This window comes from Streptomyces durocortorensis, assembly GCF_016901035.1.
GTDB classification, from domain to species: Bacteria; Actinomycetota; Actinomycetes; order Streptomycetales; family Streptomycetaceae; genus Streptomyces; species Streptomyces durocortorensis.
In genome coordinates this window covers 11,183-37,763 of sequence record NZ_JAFEUF010000046.1, presented here as the reverse complement: position 1 = coordinate 37,763, position 26,581 = coordinate 11,183, and the positions used below count along the sequence as shown (strand labels likewise).

General features: G+C 72.7%; 27 protein-coding genes. 12 read left to right on the top strand and 15 right to left on the bottom strand.

Features of this window, described 5'->3' with window-relative positions; all coding sequences use genetic code 11:
* Positions 1-950 (top strand): glutaminase (locus tag JS521_RS12375; RefSeq protein WP_239487160.1); only part of this gene is annotated, 950 nt, incomplete at its 5' end.
* Positions 951-1,004: 54 nt separating this feature from the next.
* On the opposite strand, the gene JS521_RS12370 is transcribed toward JS521_RS12375, so the two are convergent.
* Positions 1,005-1,742, bottom strand: coding sequence for a class I SAM-dependent methyltransferase (locus tag JS521_RS12370; RefSeq protein ID WP_205082834.1), 738 nt, complete (start codon positions 1,740-1,742; stop codon positions 1,005-1,007).
* Between the two features lie 165 nt (positions 1,743-1,907).
* Here JS521_RS12370 and JS521_RS12365 point away from each other — a divergent pair, with 165 nt between their 5' ends.
* Positions 1,908-2,174 (top strand): hypothetical protein, encoded by a 267-nt coding sequence (locus JS521_RS12365; RefSeq protein WP_205082832.1) that lies wholly within the window; start codon positions 1,908-1,910, stop codon positions 2,172-2,174.
* A gap of 215 nt (positions 2,175-2,389) precedes the next feature.
* Here the strand turns inward: JS521_RS12365 and JS521_RS12360 are convergent, their stop codons facing one another.
* The 6 genes from JS521_RS12360 to JS521_RS36610 form a co-directional block, all read right to left on the bottom strand.
* Entirely contained in the window at positions 2,390-2,854 is a 465-nt protein-coding gene (locus JS521_RS12360; protein WP_307847856.1) for an SCO4402 family protein, read from the bottom strand.
* A gap of 38 nt (positions 2,855-2,892) precedes the next feature.
* Positions 2,893-3,318 (bottom strand): VOC family protein, encoded by a 426-nt coding sequence (locus tag JS521_RS12355; RefSeq protein ID WP_205082840.1) that lies wholly within the window; start codon positions 3,316-3,318, stop codon positions 2,893-2,895.
* A gap of 177 nt (positions 3,319-3,495) precedes the next feature.
* Positions 3,496-3,639 carry a hypothetical protein gene (locus JS521_RS36615; protein WP_239487159.1) on the bottom strand — a complete coding sequence of 48 codons (144 nt, stop codon included), beginning with the start codon at positions 3,637-3,639 and terminating at the stop codon, positions 3,496-3,498.
* A gap of 128 nt (positions 3,640-3,767) precedes the next feature.
* Entirely contained in the window at positions 3,768-4,715 is a 948-nt protein-coding gene (locus tag JS521_RS12345; protein ID WP_205082829.1) for a hypothetical protein, read from the bottom strand.
* A 52-nt stretch (positions 4,716-4,767) separates the two neighbouring features.
* Positions 4,768-5,244 (bottom strand): hypothetical protein, encoded by a 477-nt coding sequence (locus tag JS521_RS12340; RefSeq protein WP_205082838.1) that lies wholly within the window; start codon positions 5,242-5,244, stop codon positions 4,768-4,770.
* A 163-nt stretch (positions 5,245-5,407) separates the two neighbouring features.
* A complete protein-coding gene (locus JS521_RS36610) occupies positions 5,408-6,805 on the bottom strand; it encodes an EamA family transporter (protein ID WP_239487158.1) in 1,398 nt (465 codons plus the stop codon).
* Positions 6,806-6,963: 158 nt separating this feature from the next.
* Here JS521_RS36610 and pdxR point away from each other — a divergent pair, with 158 nt between their 5' ends.
* From pdxR to JS521_RS12315, 3 genes are all read left to right on the top strand, one after another.
* On the top strand, positions 6,964-8,367 hold the full coding sequence (gene pdxR / locus JS521_RS12325) for a MocR-like pyridoxine biosynthesis transcription factor PdxR (RefSeq protein ID WP_205082827.1): 1,404 nt from the start codon (positions 6,964-6,966) through the stop codon (positions 8,365-8,367).
* Between the two features lie 167 nt (positions 8,368-8,534).
* A complete protein-coding gene (locus JS521_RS12320; protein ID WP_205082826.1) occupies positions 8,535-10,127 on the top strand; it encodes an alkaline phosphatase D family protein in 1,593 nt (530 codons plus the stop codon).
* Positions 10,128-10,281: 154 nt separating this feature from the next.
* Positions 10,282-11,718: a GNAT family N-acetyltransferase gene (locus tag JS521_RS12315; protein ID WP_205082837.1), complete on the top strand. Its 1,437-nt coding sequence runs from the start codon at positions 10,282-10,284 to the stop codon at positions 11,716-11,718.
* Here JS521_RS12315 and JS521_RS12310 read toward each other — a convergent pair.
* Complete coding sequence (locus tag JS521_RS12310; protein WP_205082824.1) at positions 11,627-12,865, bottom strand: trans-sulfuration enzyme family protein; 1,239 nt, start codon at positions 12,863-12,865, stop codon at positions 11,627-11,629. The genes JS521_RS12315 and JS521_RS12310 overlap by 92 nt on opposite strands.
* 59 nt (positions 12,866-12,924) lie before the next feature.
* Here JS521_RS12310 and JS521_RS12305 point away from each other — a divergent pair, with 59 nt between their 5' ends.
* From JS521_RS12305 to JS521_RS12295, 3 genes are all read left to right on the top strand, one after another.
* The gene (locus JS521_RS12305; RefSeq protein ID WP_205082822.1) at positions 12,925-13,404 is read left to right on the top strand and encodes an Lrp/AsnC family transcriptional regulator; all 480 of its coding nucleotides are present in this window, start codon (positions 12,925-12,927) and stop codon (positions 13,402-13,404) included.
* A 70-nt stretch (positions 13,405-13,474) separates the two neighbouring features.
* Entirely contained in the window at positions 13,475-15,163 is a 1,689-nt protein-coding gene (locus JS521_RS12300) for a DUF885 domain-containing protein (RefSeq protein ID WP_205082821.1), read from the top strand.
* Between the two features lie 58 nt (positions 15,164-15,221).
* On the top strand, positions 15,222-16,103 hold the full coding sequence (locus JS521_RS12295) for an ATP-grasp domain-containing protein (RefSeq protein WP_205082819.1): 882 nt from the start codon (positions 15,222-15,224) through the stop codon (positions 16,101-16,103).
* Positions 16,104-16,128: 25 nt separating this feature from the next.
* Here JS521_RS12295 and JS521_RS12290 read toward each other — a convergent pair whose 3' ends face one another.
* On the bottom strand, positions 16,129-16,623 hold the full coding sequence (locus tag JS521_RS12290; RefSeq protein WP_205082817.1) for a rhodanese-like domain-containing protein: 495 nt from the start codon (positions 16,621-16,623) through the stop codon (positions 16,129-16,131).
* A gap of 88 nt (positions 16,624-16,711) precedes the next feature.
* On the opposite strand from JS521_RS12290, the gene JS521_RS12285 reads away from it, so the two are divergent.
* Entirely contained in the window at positions 16,712-17,158 is a 447-nt protein-coding gene (locus tag JS521_RS12285; RefSeq protein ID WP_205082816.1) for an Lrp/AsnC family transcriptional regulator, read from the top strand.
* A 21-nt stretch (positions 17,159-17,179) separates the two neighbouring features.
* On the opposite strand, the gene JS521_RS12280 is transcribed toward JS521_RS12285, so the two are convergent.
* From JS521_RS12280 to JS521_RS12270, 3 genes are all read right to left on the bottom strand, one after another.
* Complete coding sequence (locus tag JS521_RS12280; protein WP_205082814.1) at positions 17,180-20,191, bottom strand: AAA family ATPase; 3,012 nt, start codon at positions 20,189-20,191, stop codon at positions 17,180-17,182.
* On the bottom strand, positions 20,188-21,357 hold the full coding sequence (locus JS521_RS12275) for an exonuclease SbcCD subunit D (RefSeq protein WP_205082813.1): 1,170 nt from the start codon (positions 21,355-21,357) through the stop codon (positions 20,188-20,190). The genes JS521_RS12280 and JS521_RS12275 overlap by 4 nt, the downstream gene beginning before the upstream one ends.
* A 188-nt stretch (positions 21,358-21,545) precedes the next feature.
* Positions 21,546-22,178 (bottom strand): YigZ family protein, encoded by a 633-nt coding sequence (locus JS521_RS12270; RefSeq protein WP_205082811.1) that lies wholly within the window; start codon positions 22,176-22,178, stop codon positions 21,546-21,548.
* A gap of 75 nt (positions 22,179-22,253) precedes the next feature.
* On the opposite strand from JS521_RS12270, the gene JS521_RS12265 reads away from it, so the two are divergent.
* Both JS521_RS12265 and JS521_RS12260 read left to right on the top strand, forming a co-directional pair.
* Positions 22,254-22,700, top strand: a complete 447-nt coding sequence (locus tag JS521_RS12265; RefSeq protein WP_205082810.1) for a CoA-binding protein — start codon at positions 22,254-22,256, stop codon at positions 22,698-22,700.
* A 76-nt stretch (positions 22,701-22,776) separates the two neighbouring features.
* The gene (locus tag JS521_RS12260) at positions 22,777-23,592 is read left to right on the top strand and encodes an AAC(3) family N-acetyltransferase (RefSeq protein WP_205082808.1); all 816 of its coding nucleotides are present in this window, start codon (positions 22,777-22,779) and stop codon (positions 23,590-23,592) included.
* A 53-nt stretch (positions 23,593-23,645) separates the two neighbouring features.
* Here the strand turns inward: JS521_RS12260 and JS521_RS12255 are convergent, their stop codons facing one another.
* The 3 genes from JS521_RS12255 to JS521_RS12245 form a co-directional block, all read right to left on the bottom strand.
* On the bottom strand, positions 23,646-24,200 hold the full coding sequence (locus tag JS521_RS12255; protein ID WP_205082807.1) for a YbaK/EbsC family protein: 555 nt from the start codon (positions 24,198-24,200) through the stop codon (positions 23,646-23,648).
* Positions 24,201-24,289: 89 nt separating this feature from the next.
* Positions 24,290-24,862 (bottom strand): helix-turn-helix domain-containing protein, encoded by a 573-nt coding sequence (locus tag JS521_RS12250; protein WP_205082805.1) that lies wholly within the window; start codon positions 24,860-24,862, stop codon positions 24,290-24,292.
* Between the two features lie 172 nt (positions 24,863-25,034).
* The gene (locus tag JS521_RS12245; protein ID WP_205082803.1) at positions 25,035-25,784 is read right to left on the bottom strand and encodes an acyltransferase; all 750 of its coding nucleotides are present in this window, start codon (positions 25,782-25,784) and stop codon (positions 25,035-25,037) included.
* A gap of 160 nt (positions 25,785-25,944) precedes the next feature.
* On the opposite strand from JS521_RS12245, the gene JS521_RS12240 reads away from it, so the two are divergent.
* Positions 25,945-26,475, top strand: a complete 531-nt coding sequence (locus tag JS521_RS12240; protein WP_205082835.1) for a gamma carbonic anhydrase family protein — start codon at positions 25,945-25,947, stop codon at positions 26,473-26,475.
* Positions 26,476-26,581: the final 106 nt, after the last annotated feature.

Here is a 26,581-nt window from a genome sequence, read left to right as displayed (position 1 = left end):
CCCCCCGGTCGAGCAGCGCCGCCCCGCGCCCCGACGCGCACCGCTTCAGCGCCGTCATCGGCCGCATAGCCGAGGAGATGGCCGCCCGCGACGACCACGGCGCCGCCGCCGACTACATCCCGATGCTCGCGGGCGTCGACCCGCGGCGCTTCGGCATGGCCGTCGCGGAGCCGGACGGGACCGTCTACGGGGTCGGCGACTGGCGGCAGCCGTTCTCGACGCAGTCCATCTCCAAGGTCTTCGCCCTGGCGCTGGCGCTCTCCCTGGACGGCGAGCAGATATGGCGGGGCGTGGGCCGCGAGCCGTCGGGCAACCCCTTCAACTCCCTGGTGCAGCTGGAGTACGAGAACGGCATCCCCCGCAACCCGTTCATCAACGCCGGCGCCCTCGTGGTCACGGACCGGCTGCAGGCGCTGACCGGGGACGCCGCCGGGCAGGTGCGGGAGCTGCTGCGTACGGAGAGCGGCAACGACGCCATCGACTTCGTACCGGAGGTCGCCGCCTCCGAAGCGGCCTTCGGTGACCGCAACGCCGCACTGGCCCACTTCATGGCCTCCTACGGCAACATCACGCTCCCGGTCCCCGAACTGCTCACCGCCTACTTCCGCCAGTGCTCGATCGAGGCGTCCTGCGCGGACCTGGCCCTCTCCGCAGGGTTTCTGGCCCGGCACGGCGTCCGGGCCGACGGTTCCGCGCTGCTGACCCGCAGCCAGGCGAAGCAGGTCAACGCGGTCATGCTGACCTGCGGGACGTACGACGCGGCCGGGGAGTTCGCCTACCGGGTGGGGCTGCCGGGCAAGAGCGGCGTCGGCGGGGGCATCATCGCGATCGTGCCCGGCGAGTGCACCCTGTGCGTCTGGAGCCCGGGCCTCGACCGGCGCGGCAACTCGGTGGCGGGCGTGGCGGCCCTCGACCGGTTCACCACGCTCACGGGGCTGTCCGTCTTCTGACATGTCGGCCCTTCGCGGCCCTGACACGTCGGCCCCTCGCGGCCCGCCCCGGGGTCACGCCCGCAGGGCGACGAGGCCGTACACAGGGTCCGGGCGGCGCGTGTCCTGGTCCGGCAGCGCGGCGAGCCGCCGGCACACGTCCGCCACCTGGTCCCCGGGCGCGTGCGTGGCCCAGGGGATCCGGCCAGCCTCGATCGCCTCGCGCCAGCCGCGCGGGCTGCGGCCCTGCCCGGTGCCGGGGAAACGCGTCCGGCCGGACGGCTCCAGCCCGTACCGCGCCGCCCGGCGGAGCACCCGGTTCGATCGGTCCGATGCCGGGGGCGCGTACTGACGTCGCAGGTCCGCCATGACCTCGGCGATGTCGCTGTCCACGGCGAAGAGCGCCTCGTTCTTGTCGACGGTGGTGATCAGCACCCCGCCGGGCCGCAGCACCCGTGCCGCCTCGCCCAGCACCGGTACGGCGTCCTCCAACAGATGAAGCAGCCAGACGATCACGACGGCGTCCACCGACTCCGACGCGAAGGGCAGCCTGGTGCCGTCGCCCCGTACGACGCCTCCCGGCAGCCGCCGTTCCGCGAGACTCAGCATCCCGGGCGAGCGGTCGACGCCCACGACCGTACGTTCCGGACGCAGCAGCCGTTCGGTCACGATGCCCGTGCCGCAGGCAAGGTCCAGGACCGTGCACGGCCCGTGCGGCAGAAGCGACTCCACCGCGTCCGCCGCGGCCCGGGCCCTCGGTTCGCCGCCTCGGGTCGCGTCGTATTCCCGGGCCTCGTCGTCGTAATCGAGCATGCGCCCATTCTGTTCCCGCGCCCGCCGGTAGCGCACCACTCCGTGCGCTGCTTCGCCCTCCGGAGAGCAAATGGCCGTGTAGGCAAGGGACTTCGGGGCATCCGACCGATAGGCCGGTCCGCTTCGAGACCGGATCTCGGAGCGACCGTCCCGAAGGAGCGACAGATGGCTGCGCAGTACAGCAACCAGCCGCCCGGGCAGCAGCATCACGGCGCGCCGCGGGGAGGGGCCGACAGCAACGTCTTCAGCATCATCGCGATCGTCCTGGGCGTGATCGGGCTCATCTTCCTGCCGATCGTCTTCGCCCTGGGTGGCCTGATCATGGCCATCATCGCCAAGGCCGCCCGGCATGAGCGGCTCGCCACGGTCGCCATCGTGGTCAGCGCCGTCGGACTGGTCGGCGGAATGGTCCTCGGCTTCATTTTCGCCTGAAGGTGACGGACGGCCTGAGCCCCACCGCGCCCGGCGGTGGGGCTTTGCCCTGTTCCCGTACGCCTCCGACGCGGCTTCCGGAGGGCGGCGGGGCGGGGCGGGGCGGTGCGGGGGCGGGCTCGAAGAACTCCCGGGCCGTCGCGACCCGGTAGGACAAGCGCGGCTACGTCTTCCTCGGAACTGTGACCGCTGCGGCCCTGGTCATCTGGTTGCGGTCATGAGTCAACGTGCCGGCCTTCCGTTCCCGACGTAACCGGCTCGGTGGCGAGCGGCCAGCGATAGCCGGCGTCATGCAGCTTGCTCAACGCCGAGTGGTCATTGGACACCAGCACTTGGGCCAACCGGGCTGCTGCGGCGACTACGGCAGACCAGCCTGGTGCGGCCAGATAGACCTCGTCGCGGGCGGTGGTGCCGACCGAGTCCTGGACCGTGCTGTAGGCCGCACCAAGACGCGCCATCAGCTCGACTTCCTCCGCGCTGCGAAGGCACTGCCCAAGCCAGGGCAGAGGACTGCTCGCATCGCAGAAGTCGTCGAAGAGCACGTGCACGGTGTAGTCCAGGTTCTCGAACTGATCCGGATCAAGCCACACCTCTCGCTGCCATGTCGGACTAGCCAGCGCCACGACCGCAGGCACGACATGGAGACGGTAGTGAGGCAGAGCAATACCGTGATCAATCACCAGCCAAGAGTACGCACTTGATGATCGGCCGGACAGTCCTAGCCGATCCGTTCGGCCAGGGCGACGATGATCCCTGACGGGCCGCGGAGGTCGCAGAGCCGGTAGGCGTTCTCGTACTGTGCGATCCCGCCGAGGAGTTCGCCACCGTGGCGGCGCAGCCGGGCGACCGTGTCGTCGATGTCGTCGACGGCGAACATGACCCGGTGCAGGCCCAGCGTGTTGGGCGGCGGGGCGTCCGGTCCGGCGGTGACCGCCACCGGGGCGAGGAACTTCGTCAGCTCCAGCTTTCCGTGGCCGTCCGGGGTGCGCATCATCGCGATGGCGCTGCGGACCCCGTCGAGGCCGGTCATTTGGTCCGCCACGACGCCCTCGACCACCGCTTCGCCCTCCAGCTCCAGACCCAGTTCGAGGAAGAAGGCGACAGCGGCCTCCAGGTCGTCGACGACGATGGCCACGTTGTCCATGCGCTGAACGGTCACGGGTGCTCCTTCGCGGTTACGGTCGCGCAGTCCGGGGAACGGCTGCTGCTGTCCCTGGGACGGAGCCGGGTCCGACTCTCGACATGCGTACATCCGTCCGGAACCGGAACGCCTGCGACGGGCTTCCACCATCCATGCCGGACCGGACGACGCGTGACGATCTCAGCGCTTCTGGAAGTACGCCAGGACCCCTGAGACGGTGATGGCGAGCCCCAGAGCCCCGATGCCGAGGAGGCCGAGGGTCGTCCGCGCCTCGGTCCCATCCAGCAGGGCGCGCACCCCGCCGATGAGTCCACAGACGGACATGATCCCACCAAGGACGAACCCTTGCGAACTCTGGGGTTGTGCGTGCCACCTGATCGGGCTCCGACGGCGGGGCGGCGGGGGGCCTACGCGGCGTCGGCGGCCCGTGGGCGGCCTGCTCCCGGGGTGCTTCATCGGTATCTCACCTTTCCTGGTGCAGGCGGCGCTTCCACACGACTGTCACCCGGTTTCTGGTCCGAGGGGGTGTAGCCGTAGTCGACCATCGTCGCCACGATCGAGACGGGCGCGCCGAATATTTTCCCCCCGAACTTGCCGACCGTGTTCACGACCCCGGGGCGGTGGTGTTTTCCGTTGACGTCGCTCAGGATCGAACCCTTTTCGAGGTACTTGCTCGCCTGGCCGGCAGCGTAGGCGGGTGAGCCGCCGATGAGGCCCTGAGCCGCACCGTTGTAGTCTCCGCGCAGGGCCGCCTCGCCGCCGCCGATCCAGGAGCGGTAGCTGAGGAATTCGGCGACCGGCTTGATGGTGCCGCTGCCCCACTTCTCGGGCCGCACGTACTCGGCTACATCCAGTTTCGTCTGCGCCGCCTGCTCCTTGAGCGTCTTCGCGTCCTTCAAGGAGTCGTAGTGCACTGAGCTGAACTGGTGCGGGTCCTTGGTAAGGGCCGCCAGCCCCCCGGCACAGCGGGCGTCCGCGTCGGCCGCTCGTTGGAGTACGGCCTCCATGCGGGTGATGAGCGCTTCGGCGTCGCCCTGGCCGGGGCCGGAGACCTCCAGATGGACGACGACCCCGTACGGGTCGATCTTGAGGCCGTAAGGCGGGTTCTCGTAGATCTCCACGAGTTCGGCCTTGGCCTTGGCCAACTCGTGGTAAGCATCCTTGAGCAGGTTGGTGATGCTCTCGGCCTGGGTCACCGCGTCCTGGAACTCCCCCGCCGTCCTCGTGACGAACGGCTTGGTGACGCCGGCGTTCTGACCCTTCCAGGCCGTCCCCTTCGCATAGGCGCTCATATCTCCGGCGTCCTTGGCCAATTCCTTGAGCTTCTTCGTCATGGCGACCCAGTCGTCGATCGCCGAGTCGAGTGGTTTTGTCTTGAGATTCAGGAGCTGCTGGAACACCAGCACCGGGCACCTCGTCTGAGTGGATATGGAACGGGAAGGGAGGGGCGGGTCAGATGATCGGGCCTTGCGGTCTCGGTACCGAAGGCGCCGCGTTCTTGTCGGGTACGTCGAAGTACGCGGAGATCTTGGACACGCCGACCTGGGCGGCGATCCACTCGTCGTCCTTCTTCGTCGACGCCTTCGTGTAATCGAGATGATTGGAAATATGCGCGCAGGCGTCGAGCAGCGTCCCGACCTGCTTTGCCCATGCCTTGGCTGCGGAAGTGAGAGCCTTGCCCATATCGAACCCGTCCGAAGTCATGCTGGCGCCTGCTGACTCGGTCGTGGCCCGGGCGTGCGTGCCGTCGGCCTGCAGGTTGTTGTGCAGTCGGAAGGCGAAGTGGCCGATCTTTCCCAGCTCGTCGTCGTGGACGACGAGATCCGCGCCGGTCGGTGACGCGTTGGGGTCGTATGTCGGCGCCTGATTGAGCTGCATCCGGGCTGTGGCGTCTGCTTTGAGACCAGCCCATTCCTTTTCGAAAGACATGTCCCCCCACTGAGGGTCGCGATCACGGATACGAGACTCGCACAAGGTTCGATTATTGACGATCCCGTGGCGGCACCATGTGGCGGGGGAGGTGCGGACAGACACTGGTGTTCTCCGGTGCTCAGCTTGACCACCCCGAGGGCCAGTGCCGCCTGCGTCGTCATCACACCGCCGCCCACCCCCGCCCTCTCCGCGGTACGTCGGAGAGCATGATCCGGAACAGCACGGGGAGTTGGAGGCCCTGGCCGAGGCCCGCGATCGCCACTCCCGGCAGAAGGCCCCACAACCCCAGGCCCTGCCACGCGTAGTGCGCGGTCAGCGCCAGCACGACGATGCCCACCGCCTGGATCAGTCCACCCGCCGTGACGACCCGGGTGCCGTGCCGGCGTAACAGGCGGGGGCCCGCCGACGAGGCGCAGAAGAAGGCCAGGGCCATCGGAGCCAGCGAGAGTCCGGCCGCCGCCAGGCCCAGCCCCTGCTGGAGCGCCACCGCGATCACGAACATGAAGCCGCCGAAACCGATCGAGAACGACAGCACCAGCGCCAGGCCCCCCGCAGTGAGTCCAACCGCAACAGGCTCGGCGGGACTACCGGCGCGGTCCTCGGCGCGGTCTCCGTGAGTACGTGAGCCGGGTGAGCCGGGGGGGGGGGGGGGGGGCCCCCCCCCCCCGGAGGGTCCGCGCCGCCCGAGGACGCCGGAGCCGTACGCCACACCGGCGCCGACCAGGAGGCTTCCCGCTCCCTGCGCGAGACCGTACGTCCCTGCTCCGACCAGGGGTGCGGTCAGAGCGGCGGAGACCGGGATCAGGCCGGAGAAGAGCGTGGCGCGTTCGGCGCCGATGCGCTGCATCCCGCTGTACCAGCAGACGAATCCGATCACGGTGACGACGACGGCCTGCCACAGCAGGGCCGTCGCCTCGCCGGTCGTCGGGGCGCGCAGGAACGAGCCGCCGTCCAGCAGCAGACCGAGCAGCGCCGACTCGACGGCGGCGACGCCGCAGACCGTCGCGGCGAGGAGTTTCGGGCCCAGCGGCCGCAGCACGGGGACGGCCAGGACCGCGAAGCCGACCTCGCCCACGAGCGCGCCCACCGAGAACAGCACGCCCGCCAGGTCGGTACGCCCCCAGCCCTGCACGGTGAACGCGCCCACGGCGACGAGTCCGGCCGCGTACAGCGTGACGCGGGCGGGACGACGGCCGTCCAGCAGCGGGACGAGCACGCCGACCACGATCGGCGCACAGCCCACGAAGACGCCCGGAACGGCCGGTTCCGCCGACTGTTCGGCCGCCAGGACCGCCAGGTTGAACCCGACCATGCCCACGGCGGCGAGCAGCGCGATCCGCCCCCACTGGCGGCGGGCGAGATTCCGGAGTCGGGCCGTCGCGGAGTCGGGGTCGCGTCGCAGGAACGGGACGAGCAGCAGGGCGGCGAGACCGTAGCGGAGGGCCTGGCCCCCTGCGTACGGGTAGTCGCCGAGGACGCTGTTGGCCGTGAAGGATGCCCCCACCAGCACACACGCGAGGGCCGCGAGGAGGGCCCCGCGCAGAGAGGTTGCGTTCATGGGGCCGACGCTAAGGTCGGCGACGGACCGGTTTAAGGTCCACTTCCATGATGTCTTCGGGGACCAATTCGGGGGCCGGGTCAGAGGCCGGCTCAAGGACCAGTTCGGGGGCCGGACCCCATCGTCCGTCGACGGAATCCCTCTCCCCGGCCTGGGAGTTGCTGCTGCCGGCCGCTGCCGCGCCGGCGCGTGGGCGGGGGCGCGCACTGCGGTCCGCGCTCCGGGAGGCGGTGCGCTCCGGCCGTCTCGCGGGCGGCACGAGGCTGCCGTCCAGCCGTGAACTCGCGGCCGATCTGGGGGTGTCGCGCGGGCTGGTCACCGAGGCGTACGAGCAGCTGACCGCGGAGAGCTATCTGCGCAGCGGGCGGGGCGCGGGCACCTGGGTGAGCGAGGGCGTACGCGCGGCGGAGCGCCCCGTACGCGATCGTGCGCCGCGCGCGGCGGGCGCGGCGGGCGCGCGGGTGGACTTCCGGCCCGGCACCCCCGACCTGTCCCTCTTTCCGCGCGGCGCGTGGAGTGCCGCCCAGCGGGCGGTGTGGGGACGGCTGCCGCACAGCGCGCTGGGCTACCCCGATCCGCGCGGGCTGCCGGAGCTGCGCGAGGCCCTGGCCGGACTGCTCGCCCGGCGCCGGGGCGTGGTGGCCGATCCGGAGCGGCTGGTGGTCTGCTCGGGGGTGGCCCAGGCGACGACCCTGCTCGGCTTCGTGCTCCGGGACGCGGGCGTGACCTCGGTCGGGGTGGAGGATCCGGGCAGTCCGGAACACGCGTCGCTGTTCGCGGCGACCGGTCTGGGCACGGTCCCGCTGCCTCTCGACGACGACGGCCTCGCCCTCGCGCCCCTGGTGCGCTCCGGCGTACGCGCGGTGGTGACCACGCCCGCGCACCAGTTCCCCACTGGAATCGGATACTCCGCGCAGCGCCGCGGCGAGCTGCTCGGCTGGGCGCGGGACACGGACGCCGTGATCATGGAGGACGACTACGACGGGGACTTCCGTTACGACCGGGAACCGGTGGGCGCCTTGCAGGGGCTGGATCCCGAACGGGTCGTGTACACCGGCTCGGTGAGCAAGTCGCTGGCCCCCGGTCTGCGGCTCGGCTGGCTGATCGCCCCCGCCGCGCTCACCGAGCGGATCGTCGCCCGCAAGCGGACCATGGATCTGGGCAACCCGGTGCTCGACCAGGCCGTACTGGCCGACTTCGTCGTGCGCGGCGGCTACGACCGGCAGTTGCGGCGCTGTCAGCGGGCCTACCGGGAACGCCGGGACGCGATGGTGGCCGCGCTCGACGAGCACTTCCCCGGCACGACGGTCAGCGGCATCGCGGCGGGCCTGCACATCATCGCCCGGCTGCCCGCGCGGTACGGCCCCGAGGACGCCCTCCTGGAGCGGGCGGCCGGGGCGGGCATCGCGCTGCGGCCGCTGCGCGACTGCGGAACGGCCGGCTCCGAGGACGGAAGCGTGCCCCTCGTCCTGGGTTACGCCCATCTCGCCCCGGGCGACATCGCCCGAGGGGTCGCGGCACTGGCGGAGGCGTGGCGTTCCGGCGGGTCCGGGCGCCGCTGACCGGCCGGACGGGCACGACGGCCGGGAGGGCCGGCGGGTGGGCGCTGTTCACCCGGGGTTGGGGCTCCGGCCGCCGCAGGGCACTAGGTATGGGGCGGAGACCGGCGCCGGTCCGTGATCTTCTCGCGGACGGCGCACCGCCCGCCGACCTCCCTGGAGGCGCTTCGATGTCCCACCGCCCGCACCCTCCCCGTGTTCCCTCGCCCGGCCGCCGGGCCGTCCTGCGCGGTTCGCTGATCGCCCCGGCGGCCCTCGCCCTCTCGCCCGGCACCGCGTCGGCGGCGCCCGCGCTGCACCTGGCGGGGCGGCCCGAAGCGTCCTGGGGTGCGCAGGTGGGCGGCGTCACCTCCTCGTCGGCGCTGCTGTGGGTGCGCTCGGACCGGCCGGCCCGGATGCTGGTGGAGACCTCGGCCACCGAGTCGTTCCGCCGGGTGCGCAGGTGGTACGGCCCGTCGATCGGCCCCGGAACGGACTTCACCGGCACCACGCCGCTGTACGGGCTGCCGCCGGGCGAGCAGGTGCACTACCGCGTGACGCTCGCCGATCCGGGCGATCCGCGCCGTACCGGAAAACCGGTGTACGGGATGTTCCGCACCGCTCCGGCCCGGCGCAGGTCCGGGGTGCGGTTCCTGTGGTCGGGCGATATCGCGGGGCAGGGCTGGGGCATCAATCCGGACATCGGCGGCTACCGGGTGTACGAGGAGATGCGCCGCCTGGACCCGGACTTCTTCCTGTGCAGCGGGGACAGCGTCTACGCGGACGGCCCGCTGGAGGCGAGCGTGACGCTGCCGGACGGCCGGATCTGGCGCAATGTGATGACCGAGGAGAAGGCGAAGGTCGCCGAGACGCTGGACGAGTACCGGGGGAACTTCCGCTACAACCTGCTCGACCGCAACGTCCGCCGCTTCAACGCGCAGGTGCCGTCCGTCGTGCAGTGGGACGACCACGAGGTGCGCAACAACTGGTATCCCGGCCAGATCCTCGACGACGCCCGCTACACCGAGAAGAACGTGGACATCCTCGCGGCGCGCTCCGTGCGGGCCTTCCACGAGTACACCCCGCTCGCGCCCGCGCACGGTTCCGGACGCCCGTCGCGCATGTACCGGGTCGTCCACCACGGGCCGCTGCTCGACGTGTTCGTGCTCGACATGCGGTCGTACCGCAACGCCAACTCCCCCAATCGGCAGGCCGACGACACGACGGGCATCCTCGGCGCCGAGCAGTTGCGGTGGCTGAAGCGCTCGCTCGCCGCCTCCCGGGCGGAGTGGAAGGTGATCGCCGCCGACATGCCGCTCGGCCTGGTGGTCCCGGACGGTGCGACGGACTTCGAGGCCGTGGCGCAGGGTGACCCCGGGGCCCCGCTCGGGCGGGAGCTCCAGATCGCCGAACTGCTGCGGTTCATCAAGCACCACAGGATCATGGGCACGGTGTGGCTGACGGCCGATGTTCACTACACCTCGGCCCAGCACTACGAGCCGGAGCGGGCGGCGTTCAAGGATTTCGCCCCGTTCTGGGAGTTCGTCTCGGGCCCGCTGGCGGCGGGCGGATTCCCGGCCAACGCGCTGGACGGCACCTTCGGCCCCGACCGGGTCTTCGTACGGGCCCCCGACCGGGCGAACGTCTCGCCGATGGAGTCGCCGCAGTATTTCGGCGAGGTGGAGATCGACGGCGACAGTGCGGAGCTGACGGTGCGTCTGCGGGCGGAGGGCGGGTCGGTGCTGTTCACCAAGGTGCTCCGGCCGGGCCGCGTCGGCCAGTGAGCGGCAGCGGTCCGGAGCGGAAGCGACACGAAGGGCCGAGCCCGGAATCTGACCGAAAAACGATGATAGGCGACCAGATCAACACGTAACCCATCAGTCACAAGGCGTTCGTGATCAGGCAACACCGGTCGTTCACAGTGAGGATATGACTGATGTGACCTCCGCGAAGAGCGCCCGCCGTCCGCACCACTGGCGGCGGGACCTGATCGAGCTGGCCGCCCTGTTCACCGCCGTGGCCGTGGCCGACGCGATCGCCAACCTGATCGGACACCAGCCGGACGGGCCCTACCTGCTCATGGCGTCGGCGGTGGCCCTGGTGGCCACGGCCGCGTTCCACACCTGGTGGGCCCGACGCCACAGCCACGCTCCCCCGCCCGATGAGGCGAGCGCCGGGCCGGTCGGGGCCGGTGGCGCGGCGGCGGACAGGGCCGGAAGCAGCGGTGCGGGCCCGATCGCCGGCGCCGAGGAGACCGGGACCACGCTGTGGCGGATGCGGACGACGGTGCTCGACGCCCCGGGCAGTCTGGCCGCGCTGTGCACGGCGCTCGCCGGGCTCCGCGTCGACATCCTCACCCTGCAGACGCACCCGCTCGCCGAGGGCACCGTCGACGAGTTCCTGCTGCGGGCCCCGGCCTCGCTCCAGGCGCAGGAGCTGTCCCGGAAGATCGCGGCCGCGGGCGGCGCCTCCACCTGGATCGAGCGGGCGGACGCCCACGACCTGGTGGACACCCCGACCCGGGTGCTGTCGCTGGCCACCCGGACGGCACTGGACGCGGCCGAGCTGCCCCTCGCCCTGCGCCAGCTGCTCGGCCGGTGCACCATCCACTCGCTGCCCGCCGTCTCCGTCACGGGCCGCGCGACCGGGCAGAGCGCCCCGGTCGAGGGCGTCCTGGAGGAGACGGTGATGCGGCTGCGGGATCCGTCCGGCGGCGTGATCTCCGTCGAGCGGCCCTATCTGCCGTTCACACCGACCGAGTTCGCGCGGGCGCGCGCCCTGGTCGAGCTGGACGCCCGGCTCGGTCCGCGCGTGCCGCGCAGCGAGGACGTCCTCACCCTGCCCGAGGGCAACGAGATCACCGTGCGCCGCGCGGACCGCTCCGATCTGGCCGCCGCCCGCGCCATGCACGACCGCTGCTCGCAGGACACCCTCGGCCTGCGCTACCACGGTCCCGTCGCGGACGCCGACCGCTACCTGGACCATCTGCTGAGCCCTCGTTTCGGCCGCACCCTGGCGGTGCAGACGGCCTCGGGCAAGCTGGTGGCGCTGGGCCACCTCCTCTGGGACGGCGACGAGACCGAGGTCGCCCTCCTCGTCGAGGACGACTGGCAGCGCCGGGGCATCGGCTCCGAGCTGCTCCGCCGCCTGGTGGCGCTGGCCGAGGAAGCGGGCTGCGACAGCGTGTACGCGGTGACGCAGTCCCGCAACACCGGCATGGTGGCGGCGATGCGCGCGCTGGAGCTGCCCCTCGACTACCAGATCGAGGAGGGCACGCTCGTCATCACCGCCCGGCTGACGACTGAAGGGGCCGCTCGGCCGTCCGCTGAAGGGACCGCTCGGCCGTCCGCGCCGACGGAACGGGCCCGTCGCTGAGGGCCTGACACAGATCCGCCCACAGGTCCTCGACGTCCTCCAGGCCGACCGACATCCGCAGCAGCCGGTCGCCGACCCCGGCCGCCCGCCGGTCTCCCTCCTCCACGATGCGGTGGCTGATGGAGGCCGGGTGCTGGATCAGCGAGTCCACGCTGCCGAGACTGACGGCGGGCGTGATGAGACGCACCCCGGAGATCACCCGGTGCGGATCCCCGTACACCTCGAAGGAGATCATCGCGCCGCCGATCCGCGGATAGTGCACCCGGGCGATCCGGGGGTCGGCGGTGAGCCTGCGGACGAGTTCGGCGGCGCTCGCCGACGCCGCCCGGACGCGTACCGGCAGCGTGGACAGGCCGCGCAGCAGCAGATAGCCGGCCAGCGGGTGCAGCACTCCGCCGGTGGCGAACCGGACCTGGCGCAGGGTCGCGGCGAACTCCTCGTCGCAGGCGACGACGCCGCCCATGACGTCCCCGTGTCCGCCGAGGTACTTGGTGGCGCTGTGCAGGACGATGCGGGCGCCCTGTTCGACGGGGCGCTGGAGGACCGGGGTGGCGAAGGTGTTGTCGACCAGCAGCGGGACGGTTCCGCAGGCATGGGCGACGGCCCGGATGTCGACCTCGGCCAGGGTCGGGTTTGCCGGCGTCTCGACCATCACCAGGCCGGTGTCCGGGCGGATGGCGTCGGCGATGCCCGCCGGGTCGGTCCAGGTCACCTCGGTGCCGAGCAGCCCGGCGCCGAGCAGATGGTCGCTGCACCCGTAGAGCGGGCGGACCGCGACGACATGGCGCAGCCCCTGACTCGCACGGGCGAGCAGGACCGCGGTGAGCGCGGCCATCCCGCTGGCGAAGGCCACCGCGCTGTCGGTCCCCTCCAGCCGGGCGAGCGCCGTCTCGAAGCGGCCCGTGGTGGGGTTGTCGAGGCGTGCGTACACGGGCGGCCCGTCGGGGAGGGAGCCCGTGGTGGCGAAGGCGTCGATGCGCATCGCCTCGTCGCGCGAGTCGTAGGAGGGGTAGGTGGTGGACAGGTCGATCGGCGGGGCGTGGACACCGAGGGAGGCGAGGTCGTCGCGTCCGGCGTGCACGGCTTCGGTGGCGAGAGCCCTGGACGGGGTGGGAGCAGGGGGCGTCATCGAGACTTCGTTGTCCATGCCGTCACTCTGAACAGTTACCGGCTCGTAGCGACCAGAGCCCGTGCTACGTTCGCCACATGTCCGATTCCGTCGCTCTGGATCCGGTGGATCTGCAGATTCTGCGGCTGCTGCAGAACGATGCGCGGACCACGTACCGCGAGCTGGCGGCCGAGGTCGGCGTGGCCGCTTCGACCTGTCTGGACCGGGTGGCCCGGCTGCGCCGCAGCGGGGTGATCCTCGGGGACCAGCTGCGCCTCGACCCGGCGAAGCTCGGCCGAGGGCTCCAGGCTCTCCTGCTGGTCCAGGTCAGGCCGCACCGCCGGGAGTTGATCGGCCCGTTCGTCGACCGGATCAGGTCGCTGCCGGAGTCGCGTGCGCTGTTCCATCTCACCGGGCCCGACGACTACCTGGTGCAGGTGGCGGTGGCCGACGCGGCGGATCTGCAACGGCTGGTCCTGGACGAGTTCACCTCACGCCGGGAGGTGGCCCGGGTGGACACCCGGCTGATCTTCCAGCAGTGGGAGTGCGGTCCGCTGCTGCCGCCCGCCGCAAGCTGACCGGCCGGGTTCGGACACCGGGCGGACCCCGGTGATGACGGAAGGGCCGCCGCCGTACGAGGATGTCCGCATGTCAGACACTTCGAGCAGCGCGCTGCCCCGTCAGGTCGCCGACGCCTACGTCGACGCACTCATCGAACTCGACCCCATCACGGGCACCTTCCTGGGTGTGCCCGAAAGCTCGCGCCGACTGCCCGACTTCTCACCGGCCGGCCAGGAGGTGTCCGCCGACCTCATCCGCGCGACGCTGCGGAAGCTGGACGCCGCCGAGCGACTGCCCGGTGCGGACAGTGATGCCGAGCGGCGCTGCGGACGGCTCCTGCGGGAGCGCCTGACGGCGGAACTCGCTGTGCACGAGGCCGAGGAGGGCCTGCGGGCCGTCTCCAACCTGTCGTCACCCGCCCACAGCATCACCGAGGTCTTCACCCTCACGCCGACCGCGACGGACGAGGACTGGGCGGCGGTCGTGGAGCGGCTGCGCGCGGTGCCCGCCGCGTACGAGGGGTACCGCGCCTCGCTCGCGCTCGGTCTGGAGCGCAAGCTGTACGGCGGTCCCCGGGCGACCGCCACGTTCGTCGGCCAGCTCACGCAGTGGGGCGGGGAGGGCGAGGGCGAGGGGTTCTTCGCGGAGTTCGTGGCCCCCGGTCCCGCATCCCTGCGGGCGGAGCTGGACGAGGCCGCCCGGCTGGCGACGGCGTCGGTGCTCGCGCTGCGGGACTGGGTGCGCGACGTGTACGCCCCCGGTATCGAGGGAGCATCGGACCCGGTCGGCCGGGAGCGCTACGCCCGCTGGTCGCGGCTGTACAACGGCACCGACCTGGATCTCGACGAGGCGTACGCGTACGGCTGGTCGGAATACCACCGGCTGCTCGGGGAGATGAAGACCGAGGCCGAGAAGGTGCTGCCCGGGTCCGGGCCCTGGGAGGCGCTCGCCCACCTCGACGTGCACGGCAAGCACATCGAGGGTGTCGACGAGGTCCGCGAGTGGCTGCAGGGCCTGATGGACGAGGCGATCGAGGCGCTGGACGGCACGCACTTCGACCTGGCCGAGCGGGTACGGAAGGTGGAGTCCCGGATCGCTCCGCCCGGCGGGGCCGCCGCGCCGTACTACACCAGCCCCTCCGAGGACTTCTCCCGCCCCGGGCGCACCTGGCTGCCCACCATGGGCGAGACCCGTTTCCCGGTGTACGACCTGGTCTCCACCTGGTACCACGAGGGCGTTCCCGGCCACCATCTGCAGCTCGCGCAGTGGACGCACGTCGCCGACACCCTCTCCCGCTACCAGGCCTCGGTCGGCATGGTCAGCGCGAACGCCGAGGGCTGGGCGCTGTACGCGGAGCGGCTGATGGACGAGCTGGGCTTCCTGCCCGACCCGGAACGGCGGCTCGGCTACCTGGACGCCCAGATGATGCGCGCCTGCCGGGTCATCGTCGACATCGGCATGCACCTGGAGCTGGAGATCCCGGCGGACTCCCCCTTCCACCCGGGCGAGCGCTGGACCCCCGATCTGGCGCAGGAGTTCTTCGGCAAGCACAGCGGCCGCCCCGCCGACTTCGTGGAGAGCGAGCTGACCCGCTATCTGTCGATGCCAGGCCAGGCCATCGGCTACAAGCTGGGCGAGCGCGCCTGGTTGCTCGGCCGGGAGAACGCGCGCGCCGCGCACGGCGACGCGTTCGACCTGAAGGCCTGGCACATGGCGGCGCTCTCGCAGGGGTCGCTGGGCCTGGACGATCTGGTGGACGAGCTGTCGCGGCTCTGATCCGGTAGGTGGCACGTACGGTCCGGAGCCCCCGCCGGTGGAGATGAGGCAGCCTGTCATGAGCGAGCGCAACGGATTCCTTTTCTGCGCCGACCCGTTGAGGTCGTCGCGGCCCGATCCGGAGTTCGCCGGCGAGCTCGCGGCAGCGCGTGCGGCCGGCGGGCGGATCGCGCTGCTCGACCATGACGCGCTGCTCACGGGGGACGCGGCCGGGGCGGTGGCCCGGGTCGCCCGGGACTCCGGACCGTACTGGTACCGCGGCTGGATGATCCCGTCCGCCCGGTACGCGGAGCTGGAGGCGGCCCTCGGCGTCCGGGGCTGCACCTTGCTCACCGACGCCGTCGGCTACCGGCGCGCCCATGAACTCCCCGGCTGGTACGAGGAGTTCGACGGGCTGACCCCGCGCAGCGTCTGGTGCGCCACGGCCCCGGGTGCTTCGCCGCCCTCCGTCGACGAGCTGGCCGGGCTCGCGGAGCCGCTGGGGCCGGGGCCCGGCATCGTGAAGGACTTCGTGAAGTCCCGCAAGCACGAGTGGCACGAGGCCTGTTACGTGCCGGAGCTGGCGGACCGCAAGCAGCTGGCCGCCGTGGTCGACCGGTTCGTGGAGCTGCAAGGCCCCTTCCTCGCGGGCGGCCTGGTGCTGCGGTCCTTCGAGCCGTTCGTCGCGGGCGGCGAGGCGCGGGTGTGGTGGGTGGACGGGGAGGCGGCGCTCGTCACCGCCCACCCGGACACTCCCGACCGACAACCGGTCCCCGAACTCCCTTCCCTGCGGGCGGCGGTGGGCCGACTCGGGCTGCGCTGGATCACCACCGACCTGGCGTTGCGCGAAGACGGGGTGTGGCGGGTGGTGGAGGTCGGCGACGGCCAGGTCAGCGGGCTGCCCGCCGGGGCGGATGCCGGGGACCTGTTCGCCGCGCTCGCCACCGCCGGGAGGCGTTGACCTCGTCGACCTCGTCCGCCTGGGCTCAGCAGCCGCAGTCGGCCGCGTCGACCGGAGCGGTCAGCGGATCGGCCGCGCGCCGCGCGCCGCCCTCCCAGGTCTCGTAGGCGAACCCTTCGCGCGCCCAGTATTCAAAACCGCCGAGCATCTCCTTGACCTGGTAACCCAGTTGGGCGAGGCCCAGGGCCGCGCGGGTCGAGCCGTTGCAGCCCGGCCCCCAGCAGTACGTGACCACCGGGACGGCCGGGTCCAGCAGCGCCGCCGCCTGCTCGGGGATCAGGGCGGTGGGCAGGTGGACCGCCCCGGGGATGTGCCCCTGGTCCCAGGAGGCGGTGGAGCGGCTGTCCAGGACGACGAACCCGGGGTCGCCGTCGGCGGCGAGCGCGGCGGCGACGTCGGAGACATCCGCGTGGAAGGCGAGCGATGCGCCGAAGTAGGCGGCCGCCGCGGCGGGAGAGGCGGGCGGGACGCGCAGGACGGGGTGGTCGGCCGTGGCCGGTGTGCGGGAGTTCATGACCATGAATCTATGGCGGTGGAACAGGTCCGGAAAGTAGGATTCCCCGCCACTCCCCTTGATTCGCCGGGGATTTCCTTGTTGTCTCGGGGAGGTGACCGACTATTCCCCGGACGCCACCGACTGGCGCATCCTCGACGTCCTCCAGCGCGACGGCCGCGCCACCTTCGCCGAACTCGCCCGTGCCGTCGCCATGTCCCCGAGCGCGGTGACGGAGCGGGTGCGGCGCCTGGAGGAGCTGGGGGTGATCAGCGGGTACGCGGCGGTGGTCGACGCCGAGCGGCTCGGGCTGCCCATCCTCGCCCTGGTGCGCCTGCGCTACCCGAACGGGAACTACAAGCCCTTCCACGATCTGCTGGAGACCACGCCGGAGATCATCGAGGCCCACCACGTCACCGGCGACGACTGCTTCGTCCTCAAGGTCACGGCCCGTTCGATGAAGCATCTGGAGGAGACCACCGGGCGGATCGGCGCGCTGGGCTCCGTCACCACGAACGTCGTGTACTCCTCGCCGCTCCCCCGCCGCGCGATCGGCCGCTGACCCGCCCGGAGGGGGCCCGGCTCACGGGAGGCGGTGCCGGACGGACGAGCCCTGCCGCTCCTTCACCACTTCGAGCCGGACCGGGATCCGGCGGCGCAGGTCGGCCACATGGCTGACGATGCCCACGCTGCGGTCCCGCTCCCGCAGGGAGTCCAGGACGTCGAGCACCTCGTCCAGCGTCTGGTCGTCCAGGCTGCCGAACCCCTCGTCGATGAAGAGGGTGTCGAGGCGTACGCCGCCGGCCTCCTCGGTCACGACGTCGGCCAGGCCCAGCGCGAGGGCCAGCGAGGCGAAGAACGTCTCCCCGCCGGACAGGGTCGCGGTGTCGCGTTCGCTGCCGGTCCAGGCGTCGACCACGTGCAGCCCGAGTCCGGCGCGGCGGCCGCCGGTGCGGGCGTCGGAGTGGACCAGCGTGTAGCGGCCGGAGGACATCCGTTGCAGCCGTGCGGTGGCGGCGGCCGCCACCTGTTCGAGGCGGGCGGCCAGGACGTACGCCTCCAGGCGCATCTTGCGCTCATTGTCGGCGGAGGTGCCCGCCGCCAGACCCGCGAGCCGGGCGATCCGCTCGTACTCCTGGCGCACCGGGCCCAGCCGCCGGATCTCGTCGGCGGTCTGCCGGGAGAGCCGGGTCAGCTCCCCGCAGCGCTCCTCGGCGGCGGCGAGCGCGGACGACGCCTCGCGCAGCAGCCATTCCGCCGTCTCGAACTCGCCCTGCGCGGAAGCCGGTTCGGCAGGCGGCCGCTCGGCGGCCTCGCGGGCTTCGCGTTCGGCGCGGCGGTCGGCCACGGCGGCGGCCTCGGCCTGCCAGGCGTCGATACGGTGCTGGAGGTCGCGTTGCGCCGCGGCGTCGAGGAGCGTCGCGGCGGCGGCCTCCGGGGTGTCGAAGCCGACCCGGAACGCCGCGTCGGAGAGCCGGTCGTCGGCCTCCTTGCGCTGCCGGGCCGCGTCCTGTTCGGCGCGTACGGCTTCGGCGGCGTCGGCGAGGCGCGCCACGCGGCGGGTCAGCCGGTCCGCGCGCTCCACGACGGACGCCGACTCGCCCCGGGCGGCGGCGATCTGCTCCTCCAGGCGTGCCTGTTCGCCATCGAGAGCCTCGCGCGCGGCGGTACGGGCAGACGTCCTGCCGTGGGCCTCCTGCCGCTGCTGCAGCCGCTCGGCGTGCTCGCGCTCGGCGGCGGTGAGTGCCTCACGTGCCGGGTTCGTCGCGGCCGCGAGCCGGTGGGCCTCGGCGTGCTCGTCGGCCAACCGGTCGACGAGCGAGCAGAGTTCGGCCACGGCGGGGGATGCTGAGGTGTCGTCCCCACGGGCTTCCGTCTCCGCCGTCGCGTGCCGTTCGCGTACGAGTCCGAGCTGCTGCTCCGCTCGGGCGCGGGCTTCCTCGGCGGACCGCTGGACGGCGAGGGCCCGCTCCTCCGTGGCCCGGTCGACATGACCGTCGCCGGGGCTGGCCGGGTCCGGATGTTCGGCCGAGCCGCAGACCGTGCAGGGCTCGCCCGCGACGAGCCCTGCGGCCAGCTCGGCCGCGATGCCCCGCAGTCGGCGTTCCCGCAGGTCGAGCCAGGACTTCCGGGTGTCCAGCTCCTGTTCGCGCGCGGCGGTGAACCGCTCCTCCGCTTGCTGTACGTCGGTGGCGAGCGCGTCACGGCGGCGCGCCGCGTCCAGGCGGCGGCGGGCCGGGGCGAGGAGTCCGGCGAGCTGCTCGGCCCGGGTGGCGGCCTCCTGCGAGGCGTCGATGCGCTCCTTGAGGGCCGTACGGGTGGTGTCCCAGTCGGCGAGCCAGGCGTCCGCGTCGCGGATCAGCTCGTCGTCGGCCTGGGCCTCCCGGTTCAGCCTGACACGTTCCTCGTCGATCCGCGCGCTGCGCTCCTCGGCCCCCCGCGCCGCGTCGAGTGCGTACAGCTCCTGCTGGAACCTCCGCTCCAGCTGCGCCAGTTGGTCGGGGCTTGCGTCGCGCAGCTCCGGGGACAGCAGCGCCCGGGCCCGGTCGAGACCGTTGCTCGCGGCCCGGTACGCGCGCTCCGCCTCCTCGCGCAGCTCCAGCGCCGGGGCGACCCGGTCCGCCTTCCGGGCGCGCTCCAACTCCTGCTGACAGCGGTCGTGTTCGGGTCGCCGATCCTCCAGCACCACGGAGCGTCGGCGGGTCTCCTCGTACCGCTGCTGGAGGCGGGCCAGTTCGCGTACGGCGTCCACGGCGTGGCGGGCCTCGCGGTGCCGGCCCTCGGCCCACGCGACGACGCGGTGGGCGATGTCCAGCCGTTCGCGGGCCGTGGACCGGGCGACGGCTGCCCACTCCAACACCGCTTCGGCGAGGCCGGGTTCGCCGGGCCGGGCGGCGATCGGGGTGGCCTCGGCCCCGGCGGGCCCGGCCGCCTGGGCGGTGCGCTGGGCGAGGGCGAGGATCCGCTCGTCGGCGGCGGTGACCTTGGCCTCGGCACCCCGGCGCAGTTCGGCGAGGCGTTCCTCGACGGCGGCGAAGCGGCGGGTGTCGAAGAGCCGGCCCAGCAGCTTGCCACGGGCCTCGGCGTCCGACCGAAGGAAGCGGGCGAAGTCGCCCTGCGGCAACAGCACCACCTGGCAGAACTGGTCCCGGCTCATGCCGATGAGCTGGGACAGTTCCTCGCCGATCTCCTGGTGCGACTTGCTGAGGCCGTGCCAGCCGCGCTCGGCGTCGTAACCGCGCAGCGTGCTCTGGGCCTTCTCCACCGTGAAGCCGTCGCCCCGCTTCTTGGGGCGGGGCTGGGCCGGCCGGCGGGTGACTTCGAGGCGGCGGCCGCCGACGGTCAGCTCCAGCTGGACCTCGGTGGGCAGGTCCACGGGTGCGTGGTCGCTGCGCAGGGAGGCCCCGGGGCTCTGCCGGGCACCGGGGACGGCCCCGTACAGGGCGAAGCAGACGGCGTCCAGGACGGACGTCTTGCCCGCGCCGGTGGGGCCGTGGAGCAGGAAGAGTCCGGCGGAGGACAGGGCGTCGAAGTCGACTTCCTGGGTGGCGCCGAACGGGCCGAAGGCGGTGATGCTCAGGCGGTGCAGTCTCACCGGGACACCTCGCGCACGGTCTCGTCCACCCGTACGTCGTCGAACGCGGCGCGCAGCACGGTGCGTTCGAGGTCGCTCGGGCCGCTGCCGCCGCGCACATGGGCGACGAAGTCCTCGGCGATCTGGTGGTCGTCGCGGCCCTTGAGGCGCTGGGCGTAGGAGGACAGGGGGTCCTCCGGAGGCCGCTCCGGGTCGAAGACGAGGCTGAGCGTGTGCGGGAAGCGCCGGGCGAGGCGGGCCATGGGGTCGGCGGGGCGTACCGGGTCGGTGAGGGTGGCCTCGACCCAGGCGTGCTCGTGGCGGTCCAGGGCGGGGTCCTCCAGGAGCGTGTCGATGCGGCCCCGGAGCCGGGCGAGAGGCCGCTCCACGGGGCAGTCGATCCGTTCCTCGGCGGCGATGCCCCCGTCGGCGTCGAGGTCGATGAGCCACATGGTCTTGCGGTGGTCGGCCTCGGAGAAGGAGTAGGCGAGCGGCGAGCCGGAGTAGCGGACCCGGTCCGTGACCCGCTGGGAGCCGTGGAGATGGCCGAGGGCCGCGTAGTCGACGCCCTCGAAGACCCCGGCGGGGACGGCGGCGACCCCGCCGACGGTGATGTCGCGCTCGCTGTCGCTGGGCTCCCCGCCCGCCACGAAGGCGTGCGCGAGGACGACCGAGCGGGTTCCGGCGGGGCGGGTGGCGAGGTCGGCGCGGACCCGGTCCATGGCGGCGGTGAGGACCGCCTCGTGACCGGCCTTGCCCGCCCCCAGGACGTCCTTGACCAGGGCCGGTTCCAGGTAGGGCAGTCCGTAGAACGCCACGTCGCCGTGGTCGTCGGCGAGCACGACGGGGGTGGCGCAGCCCTCGGGGTCGGTCCGCAGATGGATCCCGGCGCGCTCGAAGAGCCCGGCGCCGACGCCGAGCCGGCGGGCCGAGTCGTGGTTGCCGGAGATCATGACGGTGGGTACGCCGGCGGCGGCGAGCCGGTGCAGCGCGCGGTCGAACAGCTCGACGGCGGTGAGCGGCGGCACGGCCCGGTCGTAGACGTCGCCCGCGACGAGGACAACGTCCACCTCGCGCTCCTCGACGGTCGCCACCAGGTGGTCGAGGTAGGCGGCCTGGGCGTCCAGCAGGGAGACCCGGTGGAAGGACCGGCCCAGGTGCCAGTCCGAGGTGTGCAGGAGCCTCACGCCATCACTCCGCCGGTCTTGGCCTGCATCGTCCTCGTCCTCCACCCCGTGGGCCGCGCACCGGCGGCCCGTGTTCCCGCTCGGCACCGACCACGCTAACGCCGCCGGGCCGCCGAACCCGCATCGATCATGAATCTCACACCCGTGGGCCCCGTGGGATTGCCCTCACCTCACGAGGTTCACGCGGTTCACGCGGTCGCGTCCCCGTAGGCCTCGCCGCCCAGCTCCAGAGTCGCGGTCCCCGCGGTCGCGTCGGCCAGCCAGGCGGTGAACACCTCGACCTCGGCGTCCGGCAGCCCGATCTCGATGGTGACGGCCTCGGCGTACCGCACCTCGCGGACGTCCCGGCCGGTGGCCCGCAGGTCGTTCTCCAGCTTGCCCGCCCGCTGGTGGTCGACGCGGACGGTCGCCAGCCGGAAGCGCTGCCGGGTGAGGGTGCCGAGCGCGTCGAGGGCTTCGCCGACCACTCCCCCGTACGCGCGGATCAGCCCGCCCGCGCCGAGTTTGACCCCGCCGTAATAGCGGGTGACGACCGCCGCGACGTACCGCACCTCCCGCCGCATCAGCATCTGGAGCATGGGGACGCCCGCCGTGCCTCCGGGTTCGCCGTCGTCGCTCGCCTTCTGTACGGAGGCGTCGGCGCCGATCACGTACGCGAAGCAGTTGTGGGAGGCAGTCGGATGCTCCTTGCGGACGCGCGCGACGAAGTCCTGCGCCTCCTGTTCGGTGGCGGCGGGGGCGAGGGAGCAGAGGAAACGGGATCGGTTGAACTCGCTCTCGTGCACTCCCTCGCGGGCGACGGTCCGGTACTGCTCCTGCATCCGTCCACCCTATGTGCCGCCGCGAGGGCGGGCCCCGGCGGGAATGGCGAGGTGGGGTCCGCCGGTTGTCCCGGCATGAACGCAGACGGCAGCAGCGCAGCGGACTCGTACGCGGACGACGCGACGATCAGGCGGATTCTTCAGGACTCGGGCGACACCTGGGCGGTGGTGGGTCTCTCCGGCAACCGCTCCCGGGCGGCCTTCGGCGTGGCGGAGGTCCTCCAGCGGTTCGGCAAGCGGGTGGTGCCGGTACACCCGAAGGCCGAGACGGTGCACGGGGAACAGGGGTACGCATCGCTCGCGGACATCCCCTTCCCGGTCGACGTGGTGGACGTCTTCGTCAACAGCGAGCTGGCGGGCGCCGTCGCGGACGAGGCGGTGGCGGTCGGCGCGAAGGCGGTGTGGTTCCAGCTCGGCGTGGTCGACCGGGAAGCCTTCGAGCGGACGCGCGCGGCGGGCCTGGACATGGTGATGGACCGGTGCCCCGCGATCGAGATCCCGCAGCTGGGCGGGCGCGCCTGAGCGGACCGGGTACCTGAGCGGACCGGGTGTGGGAGGCGCGTGTGCGGGGCACTGCGAGGTGGGCAGAATCCCCGCCGTGAAAAACGTACCTGACGTGACCGACAGGGCCGTGGCAACAGCCGCGCTGAGCGCCCTCGGCGTACGGCCCGGCGATGTCCTCCTGGTGCACGCCTCGCTGCGGTCGCTGGGACCGGTGGCGGGCGGTGCGCGGGGGGTGCTGGGCGCGCTGCGCCGGGCCGTGGGGCCGACGGGGACCGTGGTGGTCCCCGCCTTCACCCCGGAGAACTCCGACACCTCCCCGCACTACCGCGAGCGGGTGCGGGACCTGGACGCCGGGGCCGTGGACGCCGTGCGCGCCGCGATGCCGGCGTACGACCCGGCGCTGACGCCCGCGCCGTCGATGGGCGCGCTGGCCGAGACCGTACGGACGGCGGCGGGGGGCGAACGCAGCGCGCATCCGCAGACCTCGTTCGCCGCGCTCGGCCCGGGAGCGGGGCGCCTGCTCGTCGGGCACCGCCCCGACTGCCACCTCGGGGAGGACTCGCCGCTGGCCCGGCTGTACGAGGCGGATGCCCGGATCCTGCTGCTCGGCACCGACTACGCCACGTGTACGGCGTTCCACCTGGGCGAGTACCGGATGCCGGAACCGCCGCGCCGCAGCTACCGCTGTGTGGTGGCGTCACGTGGGGTGCGCCGGTGGTGGGAGTACGAGGATGTCGCCCTGGACGACGGGGACTTCGCGGCCCTGGGCGCGGCGTTCGAGGAGGCCGCCGCCGAGGGTGACGTACGGGTGGGGCGCGTGGGCGCGGCACAGTGCCGGCTCGTCCGGCTGCGCCCCGCCGTCGACTTCGCCACGGCCTGGCTCACGGAGCACAGGACGGCCGGGAGTTGACGCGGGCCTCCCGGGCAGAGCGTCGGATGCTCCCGGCCGTTCGATGGGGCGGCTCAGACGCCGAGGCCTTCGACGACGACCGCGCCCGGGAGGGCGGCCAGCGCCTTGCCGGGGACGATGAGCTTGCCGCGCCGGCTGCCGCTGCCGATCAGGACCCACTCCTCGTCCACGACGGCGGGGTCCAGCAGGAGGGGCCAGGCGGCGGGCAGGCCGATCGGAGTGATCCCGCCGTACTCCATGCCGCTCTCGCCGACCGCCGTGTCCATGGGGGCGAACGAGGCCTTGCGGGCGCCGAGGTGCTTGCGGACCGCGCCGTTGACGTCGACCCGGGTGCGGGAGAGCACCACGCAGGCGGCGAGGGTGACGTCCTGGCCGCGCTTGCCCGCGACGACGACGCAGTTGGCCGAGGTGTCGAGCAGTTCGACGCCGTGGTGCTCGGCGAAGACGGCGGTGTCGGCGACGGCCGGGTCGCTGTCGACGTGGACGAGCTGCTCGGCGGTGAACTCGCCCCAGCCGGCGGTCAGCGCCTCGACGACGGGGGCGGGGAGCAGATCGAGCCGTTCCGCGGCGGGAGCGGCGTCCTCGAAGGTGCCGATGGGAGCGCGCATGGCGCTCACGCTAACAGCGGCGGGGGCAGGGGTGTCCGGGCGTCTCAGCGGGCGGGCACCTCGGCGAAGACGGCCCGGCGAAGGGCGTCTCAGCGGACGGGCGGGATGGCGACGGCCATGGTGAAGACCGTCGGTTCGCCGCCCTCGTTGCGGTAGCCGTGCGGCACGTGCGCCTCGAAGGTGGCGGAGGTCCCGGCGGGGACGGGGTGGGTGAGGCCGTCGACGAGGAGGGTCAGTTCGCCCTCGGTGACGTGGAGGAGCTCGACGGTGCCCTCGGGGTGCGGGTCGGAGGTGGTGCCCTCGCCGGGCATCAGCCGGCAGGTCCACAGTTCGAGCGGGCCGCGGGCCTCGGCGCCGACGAGCAGCGTGGTGGAGCTGCCCGCCTCGGTGGACCACATGCGGACGGCCCGGCTCTCCGGGACCAGCCGGACCTGGGTGCCCTGCTCGTGGTCGAGGAGGGTGGTGATGGCGACGCCGAGCGCGTCGGCCAGCTTCACCGTGGTTCCGACGCTCGGGTTCGTCCGCGCCTGCTCGATCTGGATGATCATCCCGCGGCTGACTCCGGCGCGGGCCGCCAGCGCGTCGAGGGTGAAGCCGCGCTCGCCCCGCCAGCGCTTGAGGTTGCGGGCCAGCGACTGGGTGAGCTGGTCGAGGTCGGACACGGACCGTCCCTGCGGTGGATGGCGGAGTGCGGTGGCTGAGCAGCGTACGGAGGAGTCGCGTAGCGGTGGGTCTTGTACGGATGAGTCGCATACGGCGGATGCCGTGGTCAAGGATATTGCACTGCCGTACGGTGCACCGCCGCGTCCAGCCGGTTGTACCGCCACCACCGCACTACGAGGTCTCGTGCGCCTCGTCCAGCTCCGCGAGGGCCAGCAACTGCTCGGGCGTGACGCCCTTGGGGATCGGCACGGGGGCGGGCGTGCGCAGGGGCGGCTGCCAGCCCTTCTCCGGATGCCAGCTGCGCACGACGCGCGCGGGCGCCCCGGCGACCACCGCGTGGTCGGGTACCTCGCCCCGGACGACCGCACCCGCCGCGACCACCACGTTCCGGCCGAGCCGGGCCCCGGGCAGGACCACCGCGCCGGTGCCGATCCAGCAGCCGGGGCCGATCTCCACCGGCTCCATCCGGGGCCACTGCTTGCCCACGGGCTCGTGCGGGTCGTCGTAGCTGTGGTTGGTCGAGGTGATGTAGACGTACGGGCCGCAGTACGTGTCCGGGCCGATGGTCACCGTGGTGTCCGCGATCACATGGCTGCCACGGCCCAGCACCACGCCGTCGCCCAGGGTGAGGATCGGGTCGGGCCCCAGGTCCAGGTCCGGCATCATCCCGGCGGTGAGGGTGACCTGCTCGCCGATGATGCAGTGCGCGCCCAGCTCGATCCACGGCTCCCCGAACACGGTCCCCTGCGGGAAGGCGAGCCGGGTGCCCGCGCCGATCGCGCCGAACCGCAGCCGCCCGGGGTGCTCGGCGGTGACCGCGCCCGCCCGCTGTGCCCAGGCCCAGCCGAGGTGGACCGCGCGGGAGGCGGCACGGCGCGGCCAGCGGGCGAGGAAGGAGAACGTGTTTCGGTTCTTCGGCACGCGCTCACGGTAGTCGGCGGCGCGATCGGCGATCCGCGCGGTGACCTGTGATGTTCGCCCCACTGCCCGGCACTCGCCGGGGGCCGTCGCCTACCGTGAGAGTCGGCCTGATCCGGTGGAGAGGGCCCAGGAGCACCACACCGGCGCGAAGGAGCAGGCGATGGCGGAGCAGGCGTTGATCACGGGCATGGGCGGCAAGGAGCCGGACATCGACGTGGACGCGTTCGTGGCCCCGACCTCCGTGGTGATCGGTGAGGTGACGCTCGCCCCGGGCTCCAGCGTCTGGTACCAGGCCGTGCTGCGCGCCGACTGCGGTCCCATCACGCTCGGCCCGGACAGCAACATCCAGGACAACTGCAGCGTGCACACCGACCCCGGTTTCCCGCTCACCGTGGGCGCGCGGGTCTCGGTCGGCCACAACGCGGTGCTGCACGGCTGTGTGATCGAGGACGACGTGCTGGTGGGCATGGGTGCCACGGTGCTCAACGGCGCGCGCATCGGAGCGGGTTCGCTGGTCGCGGCGCAGGCTCTCGTACCGCAGGGGATGCAGGTGCCGCCGGGCTCGCTCGTCGCGGGGGTGCCCGCGAAGGTGAAGCGGCCGCTGACCGCCGAGGAGTTGGAGAGCATCCGCTTCAACGCGGCCGGGTACGTGGAGCTGGCAAAGGCGCACCGCGAGGCACACCAGGGCTGACGCCCGCCACCCACGCCCACGAACCGCTCCGCCCGCCACCCCCACGAACCGCCCCGGGGGGGGGGGGGGGGCGCGGGCCGGGGGGGGGGGGGGGCGGGGGGGGGCT

Excerpts from the sequence above, each read along its gene's own strand:
- JS521_RS12370 (WP_205082834.1), bottom strand. The coding sequence starts at position 1,742 with ATGCTCGATTACGACGACGAGGCCCGGGAATACGACGCGACCCGAGGC.
- JS521_RS12365 (WP_205082832.1), top strand. The coding sequence starts at position 1,908 with ATGGCTGCGCAGTACAGCAACCAGCCGCCCGGGCAGCAGCATCACGGC.
- JS521_RS12355 (WP_205082840.1), bottom strand. The coding sequence starts at position 3,318 with ATGGACAACGTGGCCATCGTCGTCGACGACCTGGAGGCCGCTGTCGCC.
- JS521_RS36615 (WP_239487159.1), bottom strand. The coding sequence starts at position 3,639 with ATGTCCGTCTGTGGACTCATCGGCGGGGTGCGCGCCCTGCTGGATGGG.
- JS521_RS12340 (WP_205082838.1), bottom strand. The coding sequence starts at position 5,244 with ATGTCTTTCGAAAAGGAATGGGCTGGTCTCAAAGCAGACGCCACAGCC.
- JS521_RS36610 (WP_239487158.1), bottom strand. The coding sequence starts at position 6,805 with ATGAACGCAACCTCTCTGCGCGGGGCCCTCCTCGCGGCCCTCGCGTGT.
- JS521_RS12320 (WP_205082826.1), top strand. The coding sequence starts at position 8,535 with ATGTCCCACCGCCCGCACCCTCCCCGTGTTCCCTCGCCCGGCCGCCGG.
- JS521_RS12310 (WP_205082824.1), bottom strand. The coding sequence starts at position 12,865 with ATGGACAACGAAGTCTCGATGACGCCCCCTGCTCCCACCCCGTCCAGG.
- JS521_RS12305 (WP_205082822.1), top strand. The coding sequence starts at position 12,925 with ATGTCCGATTCCGTCGCTCTGGATCCGGTGGATCTGCAGATTCTGCGG.
- JS521_RS12300 (WP_205082821.1), top strand. The coding sequence starts at position 13,475 with ATGTCAGACACTTCGAGCAGCGCGCTGCCCCGTCAGGTCGCCGACGCC.
- JS521_RS12295 (WP_205082819.1), top strand. The coding sequence starts at position 15,222 with ATGAGCGAGCGCAACGGATTCCTTTTCTGCGCCGACCCGTTGAGGTCG.
- JS521_RS12290 (WP_205082817.1), bottom strand. The coding sequence starts at position 16,623 with ATGGTCATGAACTCCCGCACACCGGCCACGGCCGACCACCCCGTCCTG.
- JS521_RS12270 (WP_205082811.1), bottom strand. The coding sequence starts at position 22,178 with ATGCAGGAGCAGTACCGGACCGTCGCCCGCGAGGGAGTGCACGAGAGC.
- JS521_RS12265 (WP_205082810.1), top strand. The coding sequence starts at position 22,254 with ATGAACGCAGACGGCAGCAGCGCAGCGGACTCGTACGCGGACGACGCG.
- JS521_RS12255 (WP_205082807.1), bottom strand. The coding sequence starts at position 24,200 with ATGCGCGCTCCCATCGGCACCTTCGAGGACGCCGCTCCCGCCGCGGAA.
- JS521_RS12240 (WP_205082835.1), top strand. The coding sequence starts at position 25,945 with ATGGCGGAGCAGGCGTTGATCACGGGCATGGGCGGCAAGGAGCCGGAC.